General features: G+C 67.2%; 13 protein-coding genes and 2 tRNA genes. 6 read left to right on the top strand and 9 right to left on the bottom strand.

Features of this window, described 5'->3' with window-relative positions; all coding sequences use genetic code 11:
• Positions 1-16: 16 nt before the first annotated feature.
• The gene (locus BEMPMBAN_RS23815) at positions 17-1,591 is read right to left on the bottom strand and encodes a helicase HerA-like domain-containing protein (protein ID WP_159233735.1); all 1,575 of its coding nucleotides are present in this window, start codon (positions 1,589-1,591) and stop codon (positions 17-19) included.
• Positions 1,592-1,673: 82 nt separating this feature from the next.
• Between BEMPMBAN_RS23815 and orn the strand changes: the two genes are divergently transcribed.
• Both orn and BEMPMBAN_RS23825 read left to right on the top strand, forming a co-directional pair.
• Positions 1,674-2,321: an oligoribonuclease gene (gene orn, locus BEMPMBAN_RS23820; protein ID WP_159233736.1), complete on the top strand. Its 648-nt coding sequence runs from the start codon at positions 1,674-1,676 to the stop codon at positions 2,319-2,321.
• A gap of 28 nt (positions 2,322-2,349) precedes the next feature.
• Positions 2,350-2,422, top strand: a tRNA-His gene (locus BEMPMBAN_RS23825).
• Between the two features lie 163 nt (positions 2,423-2,585).
• Here the strand turns inward: BEMPMBAN_RS23825 and BEMPMBAN_RS23830 are convergent.
• Positions 2,586-3,806 carry a L,D-transpeptidase gene (locus BEMPMBAN_RS23830; protein WP_159233737.1) on the bottom strand — a complete coding sequence of 407 codons (1,221 nt, stop codon included), beginning with the start codon at positions 3,804-3,806 and terminating at the stop codon, positions 2,586-2,588.
• Positions 3,807-3,958: 152 nt separating this feature from the next.
• On the opposite strand from BEMPMBAN_RS23830, the gene BEMPMBAN_RS23835 reads away from it, so the two are divergent.
• Positions 3,959-4,031, top strand: a tRNA-Lys gene (locus BEMPMBAN_RS23835).
• Between the two features lie 238 nt (positions 4,032-4,269).
• Entirely contained in the window at positions 4,270-4,689 is a 420-nt protein-coding gene (locus BEMPMBAN_RS23840) for a ChaB family protein (RefSeq protein WP_159233738.1), read from the top strand.
• Positions 4,690-4,717: 28 nt separating this feature from the next.
• On the opposite strand, the gene BEMPMBAN_RS23845 is transcribed toward BEMPMBAN_RS23840, so the two are convergent.
• The 3 genes from BEMPMBAN_RS23845 to BEMPMBAN_RS23855 all read right to left on the bottom strand — a co-directional run bounded on the left by BEMPMBAN_RS23845 (position 4,718) and on the right by BEMPMBAN_RS23855 (position 8,826).
• On the bottom strand, positions 4,718-7,420 hold the full coding sequence (locus BEMPMBAN_RS23845; RefSeq protein WP_159233739.1) for a CocE/NonD family hydrolase: 2,703 nt from the start codon (positions 7,418-7,420) through the stop codon (positions 4,718-4,720).
• A 117-nt stretch (positions 7,421-7,537) separates the two neighbouring features.
• Positions 7,538-8,275, bottom strand: a complete 738-nt coding sequence (locus BEMPMBAN_RS23850) for an MspA family porin (protein ID WP_234897669.1) — start codon at positions 8,273-8,275, stop codon at positions 7,538-7,540.
• A 179-nt stretch (positions 8,276-8,454) separates the two neighbouring features.
• The gene (locus BEMPMBAN_RS23855) at positions 8,455-8,826 is read right to left on the bottom strand and encodes a hypothetical protein (protein WP_159233740.1); all 372 of its coding nucleotides are present in this window, start codon (positions 8,824-8,826) and stop codon (positions 8,455-8,457) included.
• 373 nt (positions 8,827-9,199) lie between these two features.
• Between BEMPMBAN_RS23855 and BEMPMBAN_RS23860 the strand changes: the two genes are divergently transcribed.
• Positions 9,200-9,370 (top strand): hypothetical protein, encoded by a 171-nt coding sequence (locus BEMPMBAN_RS23860; protein WP_200846099.1) that lies wholly within the window; start codon positions 9,200-9,202, stop codon positions 9,368-9,370.
• A 7-nt stretch (positions 9,371-9,377) separates the two neighbouring features.
• On the opposite strand, the gene BEMPMBAN_RS23865 is transcribed toward BEMPMBAN_RS23860, so the two are convergent.
• Positions 9,378-9,605, bottom strand: coding sequence for a DUF3618 domain-containing protein (locus tag BEMPMBAN_RS23865; RefSeq protein ID WP_159233766.1), 228 nt, complete (start codon positions 9,603-9,605; stop codon positions 9,378-9,380).
• Between the two features lie 155 nt (positions 9,606-9,760).
• On the opposite strand from BEMPMBAN_RS23865, the gene bcp reads away from it, so the two are divergent.
• A complete protein-coding gene (gene bcp / locus BEMPMBAN_RS23870) occupies positions 9,761-10,240 on the top strand; it encodes a thioredoxin-dependent thiol peroxidase (RefSeq protein WP_159233741.1) in 480 nt (159 codons plus the stop codon).
• 402 nt (positions 10,241-10,642) lie between these two features.
• Here the strand turns inward: bcp and BEMPMBAN_RS23875 are convergent, their stop codons facing one another.
• From BEMPMBAN_RS23875 to BEMPMBAN_RS23885, 3 genes are all read right to left on the bottom strand, one after another.
• The gene (locus BEMPMBAN_RS23875) at positions 10,643-11,974 is read right to left on the bottom strand and encodes a dipeptidase (protein WP_159233742.1); all 1,332 of its coding nucleotides are present in this window, start codon (positions 11,972-11,974) and stop codon (positions 10,643-10,645) included.
• Positions 11,975-12,075: 101 nt separating this feature from the next.
• Entirely contained in the window at positions 12,076-12,468 is a 393-nt protein-coding gene (acpS, locus tag BEMPMBAN_RS23880) for a holo-ACP synthase AcpS (protein ID WP_159233743.1), read from the bottom strand.
• A 29-nt stretch (positions 12,469-12,497) separates the two neighbouring features.
• Entirely contained in the window at positions 12,498-21,773 is a 9,276-nt protein-coding gene (locus BEMPMBAN_RS23885) for a type I polyketide synthase (RefSeq protein ID WP_159233744.1), read from the bottom strand.
• Positions 21,774-22,270 lie beyond the last annotated feature (497 nt).

Below are 22,270 nucleotides of genomic sequence, written 5' to 3' on the forward strand. Positions count from 1 at the left end.
TGCAATTCCGGCAGAGTTAGCGGCGGCGCCGACGGCCGGTGCCGAAGATGCTTCGGGTGATCTCACGCCCGATCACCGTCCCTGCGGAGCGCATCGCGCTCTTGAACGCCGGGCTGTCCATCACCTGCTCCAGAAAGCCCGGTTCCGCCGGCTGGGCCGGCGCCGGCATCGGCGGCACCTCGAACGGTGGCGGCACCTCGACAGCCGGAGGCACCTCGATAGCCGGCGGTGGCGCGAGCTTGGCGGCCAGCCGCTCGTAGGCCGAATCGCGATCGACGGACTGTCCGTACTCGGCTTGCAATGGACTGACGGCTGCCGCCCCGGCCATGGCGTCCGGACCGATGGTGTCCATCAGTGATCGCGGCGCGCGCATTCGGGTCCAAGCCACCGGCGTCGGCGCTCCCCTTTCGGAGAGCACTGTGACGATGGCCTCACCGATGCCCAGTGAGGTCAGCGCCGACTCCAGGTCGTAGACGTCGGTCGTCGGATAGGTTCGCACCGTTTTCGCCAGCGCCTTCTGATCGTCCGGCGTGAAGGCGCGCAGCGCATGCTGGATGCGGGCACCGAGTTGGCTCAGCACGGCATTCGGCACGTCGGTGGGTAGCTGAGTGCAGAAGAACACGCCGACGCCCTTGGAACGGATCAGCTTCACCGTCTGCTCGACCTGCTGCAGAAACGCCTTGGAAGCGTCGGTGAACAGCAGGTGAGCCTCGTCGAAGAAGAACACCAATTTGGGTTTGTCGAGGTCACCCACCTCGGGCAGTGTGGTGAACAGATCAGCGAGCACCCACATCAGGAACGTGGAGAACATCACCGGCCGAGCAGCCTGGGTTCCGAGTTCGAGCAGCGTGATGATGCCCCGCCCCGACTCGTCGACCCGCATCAGATCGGCGGGCTCGAGTTCGGGTTCGCCGAAGAATGTGTCGGCACCCTCGGCCTCGAGGTTGACCAGTGCGCGCAGAATCACCCCTGCGGTGCTGGTCGAGACCGCGCCCAGCGCCTTGAGCTGGGGTTTGCCGTCCTCGCTCGTCAGGTACTGGATCACCGATCGCAGATCCTTCAGGTCGAGCAGCGGCAGACCTTGCTGGTCTGCCCAGTGAAAGATCAGACCCAAGGTGGATTCCTGAGTCTGGTTGAGCCCCAATACCTTCGACAACAGGATCGGCCCGAAACTGGTGATGGTGGCGCGGACCGGCACCCCGATTCCGGTCGTGCCCAGTGACAGGAACTCCACCGGGTACGCGGTGGGCGTCCAGGTGTCACCGGTATCGAGGGACCGTTGGTTGATCTTGTCGTCGGCCTCCCCGGGGCGCGACAACCCGGACAGATCACCCTTGACGTCGGCCATCAGCACCGGCACGCCGGCATCGGACAGCTGTTCGGCCAGCACCTGCAGCGACTTCGTCTTCCCGGTGCCGGTCGCGCCGGCGACCAGCCCGTGCCGGTTGACCGTCGCCAGCGGGATCCGCACCGGCGCCGCCGGGTCGCAGACCCCGTCGACAAGCACCGCGCCCAGCTCCAGAGCTGCACCTTCAGCGCTGTAACCTGCGGCGATCTGTCTTGCGGGGGAAGCTGTGGACTCCGCGGCCATGCGTGGAACCTTACTTGGCCAACAACCCGAGAAGGCGGGTCTGAGCAGCCGGCTGAGGTCGTGGGGCTTACTGTTGAGCGCTGTGCGAGACGAACTGGTGTGGATCGACTGCGAAATGACCGGCCTGGACCTCAAGTCCGACCTACTCATCGAGATTGCGGTCCTCGTGACCGATTCCGAGCTCAACATCCTGGGCGACGGCCTCGACGTGGTGATCCACGCCGGAGACGACGCCCTGTCATCGATGGTCGACGTCGTGGCGCAGATGCACACGAAGTCCGGTCTGGTCGAGGAGGTACGAGCTTCGACCACCGACGTGGCCACCGCGGAGTCGATGGTGCTCGACTACATCCGCACCCACGTGTCGCAGGCCAAGACCGCGCCGCTGGCCGGCAACTCGATCGCCACGGACCGCGGGTTCATCGCCCGAGACATGCCCAAGCTCGACGACTACCTGCACTACCGGATGATCGACGTCAGCTCGATCAAGGAGTTGTGTCGCCGATGGTATCCGCGGATCTACTTCGGTCAGCCGGAGAAGGGACTCGCCCACCGGGCGCTGGCTGACATCCACGAATCGATCCGTGAGTTGCGTTACTACCGGCAGACGGCCTTCGTGACCCCGCCGGGCCCGTCGACCAGCGATATCGCGGCGGTAGCGGCCGAACTCGGGCCACCGACGCACGACGACCGGGCTACCAATTCGGCTACTGAGGGTTCCACCGGCTAGTATCGACGTCGCCGCGCGAGCGGCAATGGTGGCTGTAGTTCAGTTGGTAGAGCACCAGGTTGTGATCCTGGCTGTCGCGGGTTCGAGTCCCGTCAGCCACCCGCTCTCAGAAGCGCCGTCCACTCAGGTGGGCGGCGCTTCTGGCGTCTGGCCGCCACCCATGCGTGACGGGCGGGGTGGGTACACCTATGAAACTCCTCGCGGCATCGACGGCCCGCGTCACGAGGACGGTTGGTTCACCCGTGACGCGTGAACAAACGGTCGTCAGATGTTGGCGTTGCCGGCTTCCCACTGTTCCCAGGGGACGTTCCAGTCCCCCAGGCCGTCGGTACCGGGCAGCGTCGACCCGACGGTGTTGATGATCTCAACCACGTCGCCCCGCTTGGAGTTGTTGTAGAACCACTGGCCGTTGCTGGTACTCACGTTGATGCAGCCGTGGCTGACATTGCTGTTGCCCTGGCTGCCCACCGACCACGGCGCGGCATGCACGTAGATCCCGCTGTAGGAAATCTGGGTGGCCCAGTCGACCTCGGTGCGGTACCCGTTGGGCGAGTTGACCGGCACGCCGTAGGTCGACGAGTCCATCACCATCTCCGCGCGGCGGTCGCCGACGATGTAGACGCCGTTGTTGGTGGGGGTGCTGTTCTTACCCATCGACACCGGCATGCTCTTGATGACCTCACCGTTGCGGCGGACCGTCAGCGTCTTGGTGCTGTCGTCGACGGTCGTGATCACCGCGTCACCGATGGTGAACCGAGTGGACACGTTGTCCTGACCGAACAAGCCGTCGCCCAAGTCTACGCCGTAGGTGTTCACAGCGACGTCCACTGTGGTACCGGGCTTCCAGTATTCCGCTGGGCGCCAACGGACTTCGCGGTTGCTGAGCCAGTAGAAGGCACCGTCGACGGGCGGGTTGGTCTTGACCGTGATCGCACGTTGCGCGGCGAGCCGGTTAGGGATGTTCTCGTCGAAACGGATGGCCACCGGCTGACCGACACCGACGACCTCGCCCTCGTTCGGAAGGACGTAGGGCATGGTGAGGTTCTCGGGCGAATGCGTCTCGAACGTCATCTGCCGACTGGTGGCTCCGCCGAGGCCGAGTGACTGTGCGGTCAGCGTGTAGCGCTTGTTGTACCCGAGCGGCTCAGCGGTCTCCCACTTCAGACCGTCCTTGGACAGCTGACCGTCGACCGCCTCGCCATCCTCGTTGACCATCGAGACTGCGCCCAGAACACCGAATTCCGCGCTGACAGCGACGGGCGAGTCGACGCTCACTCCGACGGCGCCGTCCTCGACCGATGAGGTCAGCTTCGGGACCAGCAGATCACCGAACGGTGTGCCCTTGTCGGAGATCACCGCCGGCTGAGGCGATTCGGAACTCCCGCCGCACGCTGCCAAGGCGAACACCATCGCGGGAACGATCGCGGCGGCCACCAACCGGGACCGATTCCGTCGCAGACGGGTCACCGTGCTGACCTGCCACATACTTCGTTCCACCTCACGTACAGGAATGTTCGACCGACAGCGATCATTCTACGGCTAGATCCGACAACAGGCATGATCGCGACCGCACTTCGGTCGCGCCGGAAACATTGGGATTTCTCCGTCTGCCAACGGCCTGTTATTGTCTCTCACGCGCGCCGTTAGCTCAGTTGGTAGAGCAGCTGACTCTTAATCAGCGGGTCCGGGGTTCGAAACCCTGACGGCGCACTTCAGCACACGATGCTTCGGCACTGCAACTCTGGACAAGTACCCGCTCAGGCGGGTTACTTGTCATTCTCCCGGCCTGCTTCCCGCCCGACGGCCTACTCTCCGCGTTTGCCCGCCCCGACAGCGGGTACCGCTTAGCAAGGTGGCCGCGATCCTCCGAGTGAGTCCGTGAACAGGACCAAACGCCGTAACAGTCTCCGGCGCTCTCGTGGCCAGTCGAACTGGAAGGAGCACTGCCATGCCCATGACCAAGAAGAGCGGCAAGCCGAAGAAGAAGGAACTGCCCAGCACGCTACGCAAGTCCGGCAAGAAGGCTCAGCGCACGTTCGCCAAGGCCCACGATGCGGCGGCGAAGGAGTACGGCGACCGCGAGCGCGCTCACCGCGTGGCCTACAGCACGCTGAAACGCAAGTTCGAAAAGGTCGGCGATCACTGGGAAAAGAAGGAGAAGAAGGGCCCGTCAGACGAGCGCGCCCGGAGCGGTGGCCCGAATCCCAAGGGCAAGACCGCTGAGGGCGTCAACGCGAAGGCGACCAAGAAGCACCTGACCGAGGTGGCCCGCAAGCTCGACATCCCGCGCCGTTCCACGATGAACAAAGACGAGCTGGTCTCCGCGATCAAGAAAGCCAACCGTCGCGAGACCGCGCGCAGCCGCTGAGCCGCGGACGTGCGCTGCGGCTGACCGATCAGGCAGCGACCATGTCCTCGGCCGCCTCGGCCAGCTCGTCCTCGACCGCCCCGGCGACCGTCGGCAACGCGAGCTCGATGTCGCCGATGTCGATGAAGCCCCACTGGGTGAAGTTCTCGTACGGGGTGGCCGAGCCGACCAACTGCAACGTCAGCTTGTCCCCCGGCGCCATGGTGTACGCGATCTGCTCCAGGTCGATGGTCACAGTCCGAGTGCGTCCATCGAGCGTCACCGGCACCGGGGTGACGAGGTTGCCCAGCACCAGCCCCGATGCCTCGTTGACCAGCTGGGCATAAATGTGCCGACTTGTGCCGAGCCCTGAGTAGCTGAAGGTCAGGACGGGCGCCCCGACGACTTCGGTAGTGGCCTCCTGGCCGGGAATCTCGACGTCGAGGGCCAACCACGCTTCCGATGCGACCGCCGGTGACAACAGCAGCGGCGTGGGCGACTTCGTCTGCGGCCCGGAACCGCCGAGCAGCGGGATCAGGGGCAGGAACCCCCCGGAGCCGGTGGTGACCAGCGGGTCGCCATAAAACGCCGGATCCGACGGCAGCAGCTCCGACGAGTGGTAGTCGCCGTTCTGGTCGAACCACTCGAACCGCGGGCCGGTCGGAACCAGTTCGTTTCCGTTCACGTACTTGTCCAGCCAGTCCAACGTGGAGTCGATGAGCAGCGGTGTCTGCAGCGGATTCTCCGGGTTCAGGCAGATCCCGTGCCCGCCGCAGGCCCAGATCATGCTCACCGGCGTACCGGCTTCGTCGAGCAGCAGCGCATTGGTGACCGATTGCGCCAGGGTGAACAGTCCGTCGGCCGTGCCCTGGATCAGCAGTGTCGGCGCCGTGATGCTGCTCACCAGAACGGTGGGGCCGCTGCTCGCCAAGATGGCCTGCTGGCTCTCGGTGAGGAATCCCAACAGGTCACCGAGGATGAGTGCCGGGTAGATCTGCGAATTGATCCGGGCACCGGCCTCGAGGAGATCCAACCCGAGCAGGGTGCCCCAGCCGGACTTGAACGCCGCGGTCGGGTAAAGAGCCTCGATCAGCGAGTTCCAGGCGATGACCGGGACGATCGCCTCGATCCGATCGTCAATGCCTGCCGACACCAGCTGAATTCCGCCGCCGTACGAGCCACCGACCATCCCCATCGTCGGGTCCCCCGGCGCGTCCAGTTCGGTCTCCGGCCGCGTGGCGACCCAGTCGATGATGGCCTGCACGTCGCGACCTTCGAAGAACGGATTGTCCAGCTGCAGCACCCCACCGGAAGCGAACTCGCCGCGGGGGTCCCAGGTGACCACGTTGTAGCCGGCGTCGCGCAACGGCACCAGGCCCGGAACGAGGTCGAACACGATCGTCTCGGAGGCCGGGTCGATGTTGCCCGCGCTACCCAGCCCCGGCCCGTTGAGCACCGTCGTGGCGGTCTCGCCGGCCGCCAGCCCGGTCGCCGGGAAGAAATTGGTGCTGATCTGCACACCGTCGAACGAGGTCACCATCGTGGTGAACGCGACCGGCGCACCCTCGGGCACCAGTGCGCCGACGTTGACGTCGATCGGCGCGAACACCCGATAGCCGATGAACGGCTGCAGGATGGCACCGAGAATCGGCACCTGCTGAAGGCCCAGCACGATCGGCTGGACGAAGTCACCGAGGATCGGCACCTGCTCCAGCAGCGCCACCAGCGCGGTCTTCTCGCTGACCATCACGGTGAACTGTTCGACGCCACGCGAGTCCACCACCGACAGATCGGGCAGGAACGAGAACGTGCCGTCGGTGTTGAGCGTCACCTTCCCACCTTGGTTCGGGTCGTCGACGATCGTGTAGATCAGCGGACGACCGCGCGAGTCCGTGGCGCCGATGTCGCCGTAGATGACGCCGTTGGTGAACTCGAACGCCGGGCTGACCGAAATCGGTCCGCTGGCGACGAGTTGGTCGCGGCGTGCCGCCGCCGCCATCGCCCACTCCAGCGGCGAACCTGTCGGCGGCGCTGTCGGCCCGTCCTCGGCGAAGGGGTTCAGCACACCGTTGATGAGCTGCAAGACCGGGGTCACCGAAGCGGTCGCCTGCGACACCGATTCCGCTGATTCAGCTGTTGTCGGCAGCACCGCGGATGTCGTCAGCACCGGCTGAGCGACCGGAGTCGGCGCTGCGGGCGCCCGACCGGCGGTGGCCTCCGGGCTGGACAGCCAGGCCGTAGCCTCGGACTGGTCCGCTGCCGCAGTTTCGGTAGCGATCGCCGTGATGGTCTCGGAGCTGTCGCGGGATCGTTTCCCGGAACCGGACCTCGCCTCTGCTTGCTGCGCGTCGAGGTCTGCTCCGTCGGTGTCCGAGGAGTCCGCGGCCGGCTCCTCCGCCAGGTCGATCTCGTCGTCCGCATCGTCAGCGGCGTCAGCGTCAGCGTCGTCCGCATCGTCAGCGGCGTCAGCGTCAGCGTCGTCCGCATCGTCAGAGCCAGCGTCATCGGCGGCGTCGGCGTCGGCGGCGGCGGCGTCATCGGCGGCGGCGGTGTCTCGGTCCGACCTCTTCCGTTCCGAGGTCGATTCCGACGAGCCGGCAGAACCCTCAGCACCCTGCGAGGAGGAGCTCGATTCGGATCCGCCGGCAGCGGGCTCTGCGGCCGCGACACCGTGGCCGGCGAAGACCGCTGTCCCGACCCCGAAGGCCACCGCGAGGCCACCGACACGACCGATATAGCTTGCAGCGCTCATGGTTCCCCCAGGGCAGTCGAGCAACGCGGCAAACTATATCCCCGGGCGTCTCCCCGAAACCGGCGAACAGCGGGATATGTAACAACCTGATTTCGCCGGTTCGATGGCGGAACCGACCTAGACCTTCGTCGTCTCCCCGTAGTAGGCCAGGATCGCGTCGGAGACGTCGGTCGAGCGGGTCAATACCGCATACGAGCGGATGAAGGATTCACCGACACACCCGTCGATCTTGATACGGAATCCGTCGACCATGACCCACGGCTCGGCGCCGGTGAACTCCTTCTCGGCGACCGTGACGACGTTGATGATCCCCGGCTTGAGGCCGATGGTGATGGCACCGCCCAGATTGCCGGCGACGCCCGGGAGGATGGCGTCCGGGAACGGCCCGATCACGTCGACCCCGAGGATGCCGATCGAGGGAGTGATGCCGGCAGTGCCCGTCAGTGCCACACCGTTCGACGTGCTCATGTCGATACCGCAGCCGATCTGATAGCCGACTTCGAGCATGCCGCGCGGCGGCTCGTCCTCGGCCGGGCCCGTCATGGTGCCGGTGTACGTGCCGCCGACCTCGTATTCACGCGTCGACAACGCTGTGGTCAGCGGCGCAATGGGCCGTTGGGTCTCCTCCTCGGCCGCCAGGGACAGCGTCCACCCATCGGGGCTTGTCGTCGTCACCGGTGGCGGGGAGACCACCATGCCGGACGGCGCCTCCGCGGGCTGCCCTGGAGCCGCGGCCACCGACGGCGACGCTTCGGTGGCGGCCGGTTCGACCGCCGGCTCCCCCGATGCGGCTGGGGCGACGATCGCACTTGCGAGCAGGAAGCCGACCGACAGGACCAGAGGGCGAATCAGCACAACTCACCCCCTTCTCGGGCGTTATCGGAACGTGACCGTAAAAGGAACTTACCGTGCCTAAATACCCGGACAACCGGCGGTGGCGCCGGAGGGGCGACGCCTCCCGAACGGAGGTGAGTCAGACGCCGGGGTGCGGCGTCGAGAATTGCGGCCGCGCAGCTGAATTGGGGCTGATGGCGTCAGCGCGCGCCGGGTCCGGGCTGCCCCAGAAGGGGGTTCACCTGACCGCCGCCCGGTCCGGTGTGCTCGCGTTGATGCTGTTGGATCGCGTTGATCAAAGGATTGTCCTTCATCAGCTGACGTCGGTCCTCATCGGAGAGCTCGTAGAACGTCCACATCCCCCATGCCGCGGGTCGGACGTAGAGCGTGACCTTCTGCCGCTTGCGGGGTCCCTGGGGGAGCATCGCCGGAATGGGCACGACCCGGTCCAGAGTCACCGCGCTCACGAATTCCTGGGCGAGTTTGTCGACGTCGGTACCGTCCTGAAGCTCGTACACCGATGACTGATGGCTGGGCACCGCCGGGCCCTGCAGGGCGAGATACCACGCCATAGGTGCGTCTCCTTTGCTCGTCGTGAACAGCGCCAGCGTAGAGGACACCGCCACTGACGTCTTATGGGGTGTCCCCCGGCACGCGGGGCGCACCTGCGATTCCCGGCAAATAACAAGCTCGTCCTCGGCCGCCGACCTGAAACAGGTCCTGCGTATCGGCACCCGGGGGTTGATGGATGTGCTGAATGTCGGCCCTTGTGCACGTCGTCGACGGGCGAACAAGGTCGTCGACAGTAACGGCAATAACCAATCTGGTCACGTATATGGTCGTTGCGCTGGGCAAAAGAGATACAGTGGTGCTAGAGTCTGTTAGCTGGCACGGCTGATCGTCACGCCGATTGCCGCCAGCGGGTGCGAAATGAGGAATTAGCTGATGTCAAGCTCGGGCGAACCGATGGTTCCCGGTGCCGACGGTGAGGACTCGGCTATCGGTGTTGCCGCGCAACGGCCATTGGCGGTGTACTCGTGCAGCCGCCTCGGTCGGGTCGCCAATCCGCCCGGATTCTCGCTTGCCACCTGGCTGCGGTCCGGCCGCGTGCGCTGACCGTCGCTCAGCGTTGCCGCAGCCGGCGCACCGTCAGCACGAGCACCAAGGCGCCCACGGCAGCCAGTGACATCGCCACCGGGGGCTGTTTGACGAACCGGATCACACCGGCCTTGAGGTCCTCAGCGACCCTGCTGGGGTTGGCCCGCTCGGCGAGCGAATCGACCGTCGACGCCAGCTGCTCGCGAGCCTCGTCGATCTCAGCCTTGATGGTGTCGGGATCCCGGTCCGCCACTTCTGCCTCCGCTGCCTCAACGCCATTCCACGTCGCCATCGACGACGATCCCCTGCAGCAGTCTCCGAACACGCTGCCTTGCCGCACTACCCTAGAGCAGCCGGTGCGCACCGCAGCGCTCCGGTCGACAAGATCGATCGTAAGGAACATCGCCGATGCCGCAGACTCGACTCGAAGTGGGCGACAAAGCGCCTGCGTTCAGCCTCCCAGACGCCGACGGGAACACCGTGAAGCTCTCGGACTACAAAGGGCGAAAGGTCGTCGTGTACTTCTACCCGGCCGCATCGACGCCCGGCTGCACGAAACAGGCCTGCGAGTTCCGGGACAACCTCGCCGAACTCAACAACGCGGGACTCGACGTCGTGGGCATTTCCCCCGACAAGCCCGAGAAGCTCGCCAAATTCCGCGACGCGGAACAGCTCACCTTCCCGCTGCTGTCGGACCCAGAACGGAAGGTTCTCGAGGCGTGGGGGGCGTACGGCGAGAAGAAGATGTACGGCAAGACTGTCCAGGGCGTGATCCGGTCGACCTTCGTGGTGGACGAAAAGGGCGCGATCGCCGCGGCGCAGTACAACGTCAAGGCCTCGCATACGGCAACAAAGATCACCCGCTTCATCTCGGAGTTCGGCGGATAGACCTGTGCGGGATCAGCGCTGATTGCCCATCGGCTTTCCTGCCCGTAGCCTTGTCGATGTTGCGCCACGCAGCCGGGTCGGGTTGCTAGAGGGCCGTTCACGTCCACCGCCCACTAGAAGTCGCCACGAGGCCGAGCCGACCATCTCAAAATGCAGTCGCCAGAATCTGAGGAACGCGCCAACTCCGGCGGTGGGTTGACGGCATAGGGGGCGAAACCCCAGTGGACAACCGATGCGACGCGTGTAACAGCGCTGTCCTGATCGACGAGAAGCTCTGCCCGAGATGTGTTGCGCGACAGCGGCAGCGACCGGCGCCGTTGGCGAGGTTGCTGCTGCGTAAGTGGTCGACGATGGCCAGCCCTCGCGTGAGGTGATCGGCTGTCCGGCCCGGCGCGCTCTGAGCTAGATCGAGCCGAGCCCCTGCAGCAGCAGCGCCTCGGCGGTCGCGGCGCGCTCCAGAACGCCCAGGTGCAGACTCTCGTTGATGCTGTGCGCCTGTGTGTCCGGGTCTTCGACGCCGGTCACCAGCACCTTGGCTTCGGGGAACGCCTCGGCGAACGAGGCGATGAACGGGATCGATCCCCCGACACCGGTATCGACGGCGTCGAATCCCCAGGCTTCACGGAACGCCTCGCGTGCCACGTCGTAGACCGGTCCGCTGGCATCGATCGCGTACGGCTCACCGAGGTCACCGGCAGTGACGGTGACGCGGGCGCCCCACGGTGTGTGCGACTCCAGATGACGGGTCAGCGCGGCGAGATGTTCGGCAGCGACACCGCCGGGCGCAACCCGCATGCTGATCTTGGCCCGGGCCCGCGGGATCAGGGTGTTCGACGCCTGCGCGATCGGGGTGGCGTCGATGCCGATCACCGTGATCGCCGGCTTTGCCCATAACCGTTGCGCCACTGAACCTGAACCGATTTCGCGCACCCCGTCGAGCAGGCCGGTGTCTGCGCGGACCCGCTCCGGGGTGTAGTCGACGTCCGCGGCGGAGGCTTGATGCAGACCGGCGACCGCGACGTTGCCGTCATCGTCGTGCAGACTGGCCAGTATGCGTACCAGAACGCTGAGCGCGTCCGGCACCACGCCACCCCACATGCCGGAGTGAAGACCGTGGTCGAGAGTGGCGACCTCGACCACACAGTCCGCCAAGCCGCGCAGCGACACAGTCAACGACGGGACCTCGGTGCTCCAGTTGTCTGAGTCCGCGATGACGATCACATCGGCGGCCAGCAGTTCGCGGTGCGCAGACAGCAAGCGCGCCAGCGACGGTGAACCCGATTCCTCCTCCCCCTCCACGAACACCGTCACACCGACCGGCGGATTGCCACCGAGGGCCCGGAAAGCGGCCAGATGTGTTGCGATCCCGGCCTTGTCGTCCGCAGTCCCGCGCCCGTAGAGGCGCCCGTCGCGTTCGGTCGGCTGGAACGGCGGCGAGTGCCATTGCGAACGGTCGCCTTCCGGCTGCACGTCATGGTGGGCGTACAACAGCACTGTCGGCGCTCCGGCAGGCGCGGGGTGCCGCGCGATGACCGCCGGAGCCCCTCCCTCGGCGACGATCCGCACATCACCGAACCCCGCCTCGGTCAACAGCTTCGACACCGCGTCGGCGCTGCGGTGCACCTCAGGGCGGCGGGCCGGATCGGCCCACACAGACTCGATGCGCACCAGATTCTCGAGGTCGGCCCGCACCGACGGCAACACGTCGCGCACCCTGGCCACCAGATCAGTCATGGTGTACACGCTAGTTGCTCTCGATCGCCGCGACCGCGCGCGCATGCACACGGTTGGCGGCGCGCCGACGTGCAGACACGCGCCCTCGCGGGGCAGACGGGTCAGCGCTCCTCGAGGACCGCGACCGCGGCTGCAGTGTCGGCTTCGTGGGTCAGCGACAGATGGATCGTCACCTCTTTGAGGTGTTCGGCGATCGCACCCGAGAGCCGCACCCGAGGGCGTCCCCACATGTCGGTGATGACCTCGATGTCGCGGTGGATGCCTTCGGGCAGCACCGGCCGTTTGGAGAACCGCGACCCGGACCACGCCTTGATCACCGCCTCCTTGGCCGCCCACCTCGCGGCCAGGTGGCGCGCCGCCGACGAACTCTTGTCGGCGGCGTCGCGGCGCTCACCCGGGGTGAACGTCTCGGCGAACACCGTGCCCGGCCGATCCACCTGTTCCGCGAAGTCCGCGATGGAGACGAGATCGATGCCTATCCCGACGATGCCCACACCGCAGCACGCTATCTCACTCGGCGACGCTAGTACGCGCCGTCGACGCCGAGTCGCGATGCCGCGTCGAGCAGCATCGCCGCCTCCTGCACCTTCTCCGGATGGTCGTTGTCGAACCGGCGCCCGTCAGGTCGCTCGTACATCGGTTTGCCGCCGGCGATCGCCGAGGCCAGCCTGCGCTGCCCGGCCAGGCTCCGCTCCAGTGCCCGAGCCGCGTAATCATCACGCTGCTCGGCGTTCAGGGAGGCCAGGAACGCCTGCGGGTGCACCAGGGCGACCAGTCCCGAGACGTGACCGAAGCCCAGGCTGGTCACCAGACCGGCCTTCAGCGGGTACTTGTCCCCCAGTCGCAGCGTCTCGCGCGGCCACACGAAGTGCGCCGACGTCGAGAGTTCCTCGTCGACACAGTCCAGGCTGCGGTTCGGCGGGATGACGCCGTCGCGCAGGATCTGGCACAGACCCATCATCTGGAAGACCGCCGCGCCGCCCTTGGCGTGCCCGGTGAGGCTCTTCTGGCTGACGATGAACAGCGGGGCGCCGTCAGATCGACCCAGCGAGTCGGCCAGCCGCTCGTGCAGCTCCTGCTCATTGGGATCGTTGGCCAGCGTGGAGGTGTCGTGCTTGGAGATGACGGCGATGTCGTCAGCTCCCACTCCCAGCCTGTTGAGCGATTTGGCCAGCATCGACTCCCTGCCACCGCGACCCGCGCCCAGAGCACCAAGCCCCGGAGCGGGGATCGAGGTGTGCACACCGTCGCCGTAGGACTGCGCGTAGGCGACGACGGCGAGCACCGGCAGGCCCATCCTGACTGCCAGGTCACCGCGGGCCAGCAGGATCGTGCCGCCGCCCTGCGCCTCGACGAAGCCGAGCCGGCGACGGTCGTTGGCGCGGGAGAACCGCGAATCGCTGATGCCCTTCGCCCGCATCACCTCGGTGTCGGCGGTGGCGGCCATGTCACCGAAGCCGATGACGGCTTCCAGTGTCAGGTCGTCGTAACCGCCGGTGACGACGAGTTCGGCCTTGCCGAGCCGGATCTTGTCGACGCCCTCCTCGAGCGAGACTGCTGCCGTGGCACATGCCGCGACCGGGTGGATCATCGATCCGTAGCTGCCCACGTAACTCTGGATCACATGCGCGGCAACAACGTTCGGAAGCGTCTCCTGCAGGATGTCGTTCGGCTTGTTCTTGTCCAGCAGGTTGCCGTGGAACATGGTCTGCATCGAGGTCAGCCCACCCATGCCGGTGCCCTGGGTGCTGGCGACCAGGCTGGGGTGCACCCAGCGCATCAGTTCCGTCGGGGAGAACCCGGCGGACAGGAACGCGTCGACGGTTGCGACGAGGTTCCACAACGCCACGCGGTCGATCGAGTTCGCCATGTCCGGCGTGATGCCCCAGACCTGCGGGTCGAATCCGGTCGGAATCTGCGCGCCGACAGTGCGGGACAGCTTCGACTTACGCGGAACCCGGATCTCGGTGCCGGCCTTGCGGGTGACGGTCCAGTCGGCGCTGTCGGGCACCGGACTGATGACCGTGTGCTCCGGGTCGAACTCGACGAACGCACGCGCGTCGGCCTCGGACGACACCACGAAGGAGAAGTCCTTGTCCAGGAACACCGACACCAGCAGCGGCGCCGAGTGATCCGGATCGATGGCCGCGTCACCGACGAACTCGCGGATGCCCACGCGTTCGACGACCACATCGTGGTAGCGCTCCACGATCTCGGATTCGTCGACCAGTTCGCCGGATTCGGTGTCGTACCAACCCGGCTGAGGATCGTCCTCCCACTTGATCAGACCGGTCGTCCAGGCGAGCTCGAGAACACCGGCTGCCGACAGTTCGTTGTCGACCTCCATCTCGAAGCGGGTCCGCGACGACCCGTACGGGCCGAGTTCGGCACCGCCGACGATGACCACCAGATCGGCGGGGTCGACATCGAGGTCGTCCCACTCCGGCGGCGGCGCCGCGACGGCGGGTCGCGGCGGCGAGGGCAGTGCCGCGATCAGATGACCCGCGGCCTCCTCGTCGGCATCGGCGTCGACCGGGCCTGCCACCGCCTGCTCACGGGCCTTGGCCGCCAGTGCGGACAGATCCAGATCGACCTCGGCCAGTCCACCGGTCAAGTCGGCCTGCACAGGTTCCCGCGCCGCCGCGACTTTCGTCTCGACGTCACACAGGGCCAGCAGCATGCTCGCCATCTGCTCGGTGGAGTAGGTGGTCACGCCGGCTTCCTCGACCCCGTCGACGATGACGTCGTTGTGGCCCATCAGGCCGGTGCCGCGGGTCCAGCCGATCAACGCGTGCGCCAGACTGACTCGCTGCGCCCAAGAGGTCTCGGCCTTCCACCGGGACACGACCGCGTCCAGTGCGGACTTCGCCTCGCCATAGGCGCCGTCACCGCCGAACATGCCGCGGTTCGGGGAGCCCGGCAGCACCACGTGCAGGCGTGCCGCGATGTCGCGGTCCGCGCCGATGTGGGACAGACCGGCGATCAGCCGCTGCACGGCCCACAGCAGAACCTTCATCTCCATCTCGGAGCGCGATCCGGCGTCGGACAGGTCACCGGCCACCCGCGGCGCTGCGAACGGGAACAGCAGCGTCGGTGTCAGCGCATCCTTGACATGGATCGACTTCGGCCCGAGGCTCTCGGTCTGCTCGTTGCCGATCCACTCCGCCAACGCGTCGATGTCGTTGTAGGACGCCATGTTCGCGGGCAGCACCCACAGTTGCGCGGCGTAGCGGGCGTGGTCGCGGTACAGGCTGCGGTAGAACTCCAGCCTGCTGTCGTCGAGCCTGGACGTCGTCGCGATGACAGTGGCGCCGCCGTCGAGCAGCTGGGCGACCACCGATGCCGCGATCGAACCCTTCGAGGCGCCCGTCACGACGGCGACCTCTTCGGTGTAGCGACCCTTGCCCGGGTTCTCCGCACCCGCTGCGGCGCGGGCGTACAGCGACGCGTGGATGTTCAGTCCCGCCGACAGGGCCTTGCCCTGCCAATAGGTGGCCTGGGTACCCACCACGTGGCCCGCGCCCTCGAAGCGCTCCGACAGGCGGACCCAGTCGGCCTCGAGGTCGTCCTCGTCCATCAGCCAGATCTTGGCCAGATCCTCTCGGGCACTGGCCCACCGGTCGTCGAACAACACCGCCTTGCGGCTGTCGAACGCCGGGGCGACCAGGCGTGGCCAGTCCGAACCGAGTTCGGCGGTGACCAGGTCGATGAGTTCCGCGTCCGCGGACGGCTCCGGAGTGACGAGGGCGGGACCGTGTCCCAACTGATCGAGGATCGCCCGCGCCGCCGTGGCGAGCACACCGTCGGGTCCGGTGACCTGCTCGGCGAACTCGCCCAGAGCAGCGGAGTCCACGACTCCACCCGCGGCACCGCCGGCGGACGGCAGTGACACCGGCACACCGCGACGCGCTCCCACCGCGGCGACCGCGGCGTCGATCACCTTGTCGACACTGGCGGCGTCCCCCAACGCGCCGTCGTGGAGACCACCGAGCGCACCGCCGCGCACGCTGGATCCCTCGCGGGTGCCCAACGCGACCTCGACGGTCACATGCTTGGCCCAGCCGTCGCCGAGTTCCCAGGTCTTCTTGACCCGCTCGGCGATGTAGGCGGGACGCTTGCCGGACGGTCCGAAGACGGTGCGCAGCTGATCGTTGATCGCATCGGAAAGTACTGGGCCGAAAGGCTTGTACGTCCGGGCCAGCTTGCTCACTTGCGTCTTCAGACCGGCCAGGTCGGCTTCCGCGGCACCGTCGATGGCACCGAGGTTCAGCTCCGAACCGAGGTCGACCAGCATCTGGTTGCGCCGCGAGGACGCCCCGTCGGTGATGGACTCGATGGAGTCCAGCGCCTCGATCTGGTCGATGCGGATCTTGGCTGAGAGCGCGATCAGCGCCATCGTGGCGTCCGATGCGTCGTACCCGAGATCGTCGGGCCGGGCGGCGCCCGAGGGGGCNGCCGCCGGCGCCGGGGCCGCCGGCGCCGGGGCGGCAGGTGCTGCCTCGGCCGGAGCGGCCTGCGCCGGTGCGGCCTCTGCCGCCGGAGTGGCGACGTCCTCGTCGTCGGGCTCGGGATCGGTGTCGGTGGCGAACAGCACCGCCGCGTCGCGCTCGGCGTTGAGCACCTCGGTGGTGTTGTGCGAGTACTCCGGCAGTTTGAGCGTGTTGGTGGCCAGGCCCGCGACCGTGGGCGCGGACTTGACGCCGATCTCGACGAACCGCTCGATACCGAGGCCGCCCGCGGCTTCCTCGATGAAGAGCAGATCCTGGGTCTCGATCCAGCGCACCGGGCTGGCGAACTGCCAGGCCAGCAGCTCGATGACGATCTTGCGGCAGAGCTCGCGAGGCCGTTCGTTACGCCAGGTGTCGTAGTCGGCGAGGATCTCGTCGAGCGGCTCGGCGGGAACCAGATCCCGGATCTCCTCGATGAAGTCGCGATCGAGGGTGAACGGTCGCGGCACCAGGTTGGGGATGTAGCGGCCGACGAGCAACGCCGGATCCGCGTCCCGCGGCATGACCCGCTCCAGCGAGCGGCGGAAATCGGCGACGCCGACCCGAAGCACCGAGGAGTGGAACGGCACGTCGATACCGGGTACCAGGATGAACGAGCGCTTGCCGCCGCTGATCTCGCGACGTCGCTCGACCTCCTCCTCGAGCGCCTCCAGACCACGCACCGTGCCGGCGATCGCGTACTGCGCGCCTCGCAGGTTGAAGTTGACGATCTGCAGGAACTCACCTGTGCGCTCGGCGATCTCGGCGACGAATTCGGTGACGTCGTCGTCGTCCAGGTCGATCTGCGACGGCCGGATGGCGGCCAGCCGGTAATTCGACCGGCCCTGGGCGTCGCGCGGCACGATGTCGTGCATCTTCGACCCGCGGTGGAACACCACCTCGAGCAGCGCCTCGAGCTGGTAGACGTTGGACACGCACGCCAGCGCGGTGTACTCGCCCACCGAGTGGCCGCAGGCCATGGCGCCCTCGACGAAAGCACCCTGCTCGCGCATCTCGGCGACCTGGGCCGCCGCCACCGTCGCCATCGCGACCTGGGTGAACTGCGTCAGGTAGAGCACCCCCTCGGGGTGGTGGTAGTGCACCCCGGAGGCGATCAGGCTGGTCGGGTTGTCGCGCACCACGTGCAGCACCGAGAAGCCCAGGGTCTCCCGGGTGAACTTGTCCGCGGAGTCCCAGACCTTGCGGGCGGCTTTCGACCGGGCCCGCACGTCCATACCCATGCCCTTGGACTGGATGCCCTGGCCGGGGAACGCATACACGGTCTTGGGGGCGGCCAGCTGGGCCGTCGCCGCCATCACCAGTTCGTTGTCGACCTTGGCCGAGACCTCGATGATCTCGGCGCCGCGGTCGATGCCGACGCGGTCGACCCGGAATTCGATCTCGTCACCGGGCAGCACCATCCCGAGGAATCGGGACGTCCAACCCACCAGGCGGGCCGGTGGGGTGGCGCGCCCGTCGGTGGCGGTGACGGCGTGCTGGGCTGCCGCCGAGAGCCACATACCGTGCACGATCGGGGTTTTCAGACCGGCAAGCAGCGCGGCCGCCCGGTCGGTGTGGATCGGGTTGTGGTCACCGGAGACCACCGCGAACGCACTCATGTCCACGGGTGCGGTCACCGCGACGTCGCGGCGCCTGCGCCGAGGCGTGTCGGTGGCGTTGTCGGTGATGGCGCCACCGGCGCGCGGCGGGTCGGTCAGCTCGATCGGTCCGGTCCGGCCACGGATCGCGAACCGCTCCTCCAGGGTCGCCAGCACCGGCGAGTCGTCGGCGCCGGCCTCCCTGATCGTCACAGTGACCGGGACGACTCGCCCGACCTCGGTGTCCGAGGCCGCCGAAGTGGTTGCCGTGACGGTCAATTGGGCCTTGGCAGTGGGCATCGAAGCCAGCAGATGCGCCGCGTGGTCGAGATGCACCAGGCTCAGCAGCCCCTCCACGACGGGGAATCCGTCGTCGGTGAGCGCAGAGCCGATCGCCGAGAACACGGCCGGCCAGCACAGCCCGACGAGCGCGTCGGGCACCAGCGTGAGGCCCGGCGCCAACGGCGCGCCGAATGTCGCGGTGACCCCGGTGTGGTCGGCGACCTTCTCCGGATCCCATTCGACGGTCACCGTCGCGGTGTCGCCGTGAACCGGCGGAAGCGCTTCGGGCCCTTCGACACCGGCGGCGATGGCCAGCACCGCGCGCATCGCCGTCGATGCATCCTCGACGGTCACGATCGGCATACCGCCGTCGACCGTGGTGGCCGGCAGCGTGAATCGGATGTCGATCCAGATGTCGGAGAGCGGAACGCTGAGCGTGACGGAATCCTGCGCCAGCTCGAGCCGGGCACCCGTGGATGGATGTGTGGCGCTGGGCTTTCCGGGTACGTCGTTGACCTGCCACTCACGCGGCTCACCGATGCGGTGAACCGGGTTGATCGCGGTGCGCCCCGCCCACAGGACGTCGGGCGAATCGAGCACCACGGCCAGCGGACCGGTGACGTCGGCACGCGCCTGGCGGCGGGAGACGACGGCGACCGGCTCGGCGCCCGAACCCGCCACGCGGTCGATGATCTCCTGCTCGAAGCGGTCCAGCAGGTCGCCGACGGGTTCGTCGACGCGGGTGATGCCCGCGACGGCTTGCGTGCCGGGGATGATGCACACCTGATCGGCGGTGTAGCGGGCGTCGTGGGCCTGCCACAGCGAGTCACTGCGCCACCACCGTCGCACGTCCTTGTCGATCACCGGCACGAAGTTGACCGGCTTACCGGGCTTCTTGCACAGCGTGACGAAGAACGGCACATCGGCGGGATGCAGCCGGACCGATTCCGCGTCGGGGTAACGGGCCACCAGTTCGGCGATCGCCCGGTTCGGATCGTCCAGCAGCGCTTCACCTTCGGTGTCCGAGTCGGCGAACAACGACTCGATCGGGCCGAAGTCCTTCTCGTTCAGCCGGGCCTCGGTGCGCTTGAGCATCTCGGCGAAGCGGTCCCGCCAGGTGTCGGCGAGCCAGCAGCTGCCGGGCGCCGCGGTGTCGGCGGTGCTGTCACCGTCACCGATCGCCAGCTCGATGTAGCGCTGCAACCACTGCAGGTAGGTCATGTCTCCGACGTCGCCGAAATACGGTTTGGCGGTGTCGGCCATCGCGGCGATGATCTCGTCGCGCCGTTCGGCCACGGCGTCGGCGTCGCCGGCGACCTCGTCGAGCAGGCGTCCGCACCGCGATGCGGTGTTGTCGATCTCGTGGATGTCGGCGCCGAGCTGGCTGCGGCCGCTGGCCATGCCGTTGATGGCCTTGCCCGCTCCGACCCAGGTCTCGGTGCCGGTCGTCTCGACGAGCATCTGCTTGACCGCGGGCGACGTCGTCGCCTCTTTGGTGGCCATCGCGGCGGTGCCCACCAGGATGCCGTCCACCGGCATCGATGGGAAGCCGTAGTCCTTGGCCCAGTCACCGGACAGGTATTCGGCCGCCCGCTCGGGGGTGCCGATTCCGCCGCCGACGCAGATCGCGACGTTGGTGTACTTGCGCAGCTCGCCGTAGGTCGCCAGGAGCAGGTCGTCGAGGTCCTCCCACGAATGGTGCCCGCCGGCGCGGCCACCCTCGATGTGGACGATGACGTCCTTGTCAGGCACCTCGGCGGCGATCTTGATGACAGACTTGATCTGGTCGACCGTGCCCGGCTTGAACACCACGTGGCTGATGCCGACGGTGTTGAGCTCCGCGATCAGGTCGACGGCCTCTTCGAGGTCCGGGATGCCGGCGGTGACGACCAGCCCGTCGATGGGGGCACCGGATTGCCGGGCCTTCTGCACCAGGCGCTTGCCGCCCACCTGCAGCTTCCACAGGTACGGGTCGAGGAACAGCGAATTGAACTGCACCGCGCGACCCGGCTCCAGCAACTTGGTGAGTTCGGCGATCCGGGCGTCGAAGATCTCCTCGGTGACCTGACCGCCACCGGCCAACTCGGCCCAGTGGCCGGCGTTCGCCGCAGCGGCCACGATCTTGGCGTCCACAGTGGTCGGGGTCATGCCCGCGAGCAGGATCGGCGACCGCCCGGTCAGGCGGGTGAACTTGGTCGCCACCTTGACCGAGCCGTCGGGCAGCCGGATCGCCGAGGGTGCGTAGCTCGACCAGGCCGGCGCGACAGCAGGCGCGGCACCGACGGTGAACAGACTGCGCTGACCGGCGCGGGTGGCGGCGGGCACGATGCCGATGCCCAGGCCGCGGATCACCGGCGCCGTCAGTCGCGTCACGGTGTCGCTGGGGCCAAGATCGATGATCCACTTGGCGCCCGCGGCGGCGAGCTCTTCGACCTCGGCGACCCAGTCGACCGGCTTGACGAAGATGATCTCGGTGAGTCGACGCGTCAGCTCGGGGTCCAGGCCGGTGCGCGAGGCCCACTCGTTGACCAGATCGACGCCGCTTGCCAACCGTGGGGTGTGGAATCCGACCTCGACGTTGAGTTGGCTGAACACCGGCCGGAAGACGGCGCCGCCGCGCAGCTTGTTCTTGCGCTCGGCTTCCTCTTTCTCGGTGATCTTCTCGCAGTAGAGCTCGAACCGGGCCAACTGCTCGGGCGTCCCGGTGATGACCACCGAGCGCCTGCCGTTACGGATCGACAGGGCGGGCGGCAGCACGGTGCGCACGTCCTGGGCGAACTCATCGAGGAGTTCGGCCACGCGGCCGGGGTCGACGTTGGTCACCGACACCATCGGCGACTTGTCACCACGGCCGACCATGCCGCAGCGGCGCGAGACCAGCGATCCCGCGGCACCGATCAGCTGACCGATCGCCAGCAACTCGACGTCGCGGGCTCCGCCGGCTTTCAGCGCCTCGACCGCGGTGACGCCCTGCGAGTGGCCGGCGATCGCCACCGGCGGGTGACCGGTGAGGTCGAGCCCCTGTCGCTTGAGGGCGCGCATGGCCGCCATCTGGGTGAGCAGGATCCCGGGGCCGGAGATGGCCGCGGTCGTCAGGTCCTTCGCGGCGGGCAGTGGCTCGTCGGCGGCCAGCGCGCGGATCCACTTCATCGGTTCGAAGCCGATCGGGCGTACCACGACCAGTTCCCGCGCCAGCGGCTCCAGCAGCAGTTCGGCCTCGCCGACCAGTGCGGTGATCTCGGACTCGATGCCGGCCGAGTTGACCAGCTCTTCCAGATTCTCCAGCCAGGAGCCGCCCTGGCCGCCGAACGCCACTGCGTACGGCTCCCCGGCGTGCAGTCGATCGACGAGTGCGTGCGTCCCCGACAACGGTTCGAAGACCTCCCCGTGCTCGGAGGTTTGGGTGGCACGCTGCTGGTCGTTGATCGTCACGTCTTGTTGTCTCCTCGGTGTTGCGCGGGTGTTGCGCGCTGCATCGCTCGTCGTCTGCTGGGCTCGTCGTGGGCTCTGGGCTCGTCGTGGGCTCTGGGCGGCCTCGTCAGGGTGCTGGTCTGCACTCCGGCTGGGCCGTGCGATTCGGCGTCGAATCCGGCTGGTGTCGTCCGCGACCTGGGTGCCGCCAAGAAACGCGCGAGCACTCCGACGCATCCTCGCGGATCGCGGTGGACACTCCAGCCGTACTAAGAGTGTCATAAGAGACAGCACCATTTTTGCGCCGAGAATGGTTACTGGCGAGTTCTACGCATGGGTAACAGAGATTGCATAACACGCTGTTCAGGACGGCCGAAACCCTTCCGGGACAAACGTCCTGCATGCAGGTGGTTACGGTCGAGTAGGATAGAAGCGCAGATCAAGGCAGTATTGTTACACAATCGTTATGTGAGAATGCCTGTTCGCAAATGCGTTGGCATGGGCAGGTGCCTACACGA

Origin of the sequence: Mycolicibacterium austroafricanum (assembly GCF_902705885.1) — a bacterium.
In the GTDB taxonomy this organism is placed as follows: domain Bacteria; phylum Actinomycetota; class Actinomycetes; order Mycobacteriales; family Mycobacteriaceae; genus Mycobacterium; species Mycobacterium vanbaalenii_A.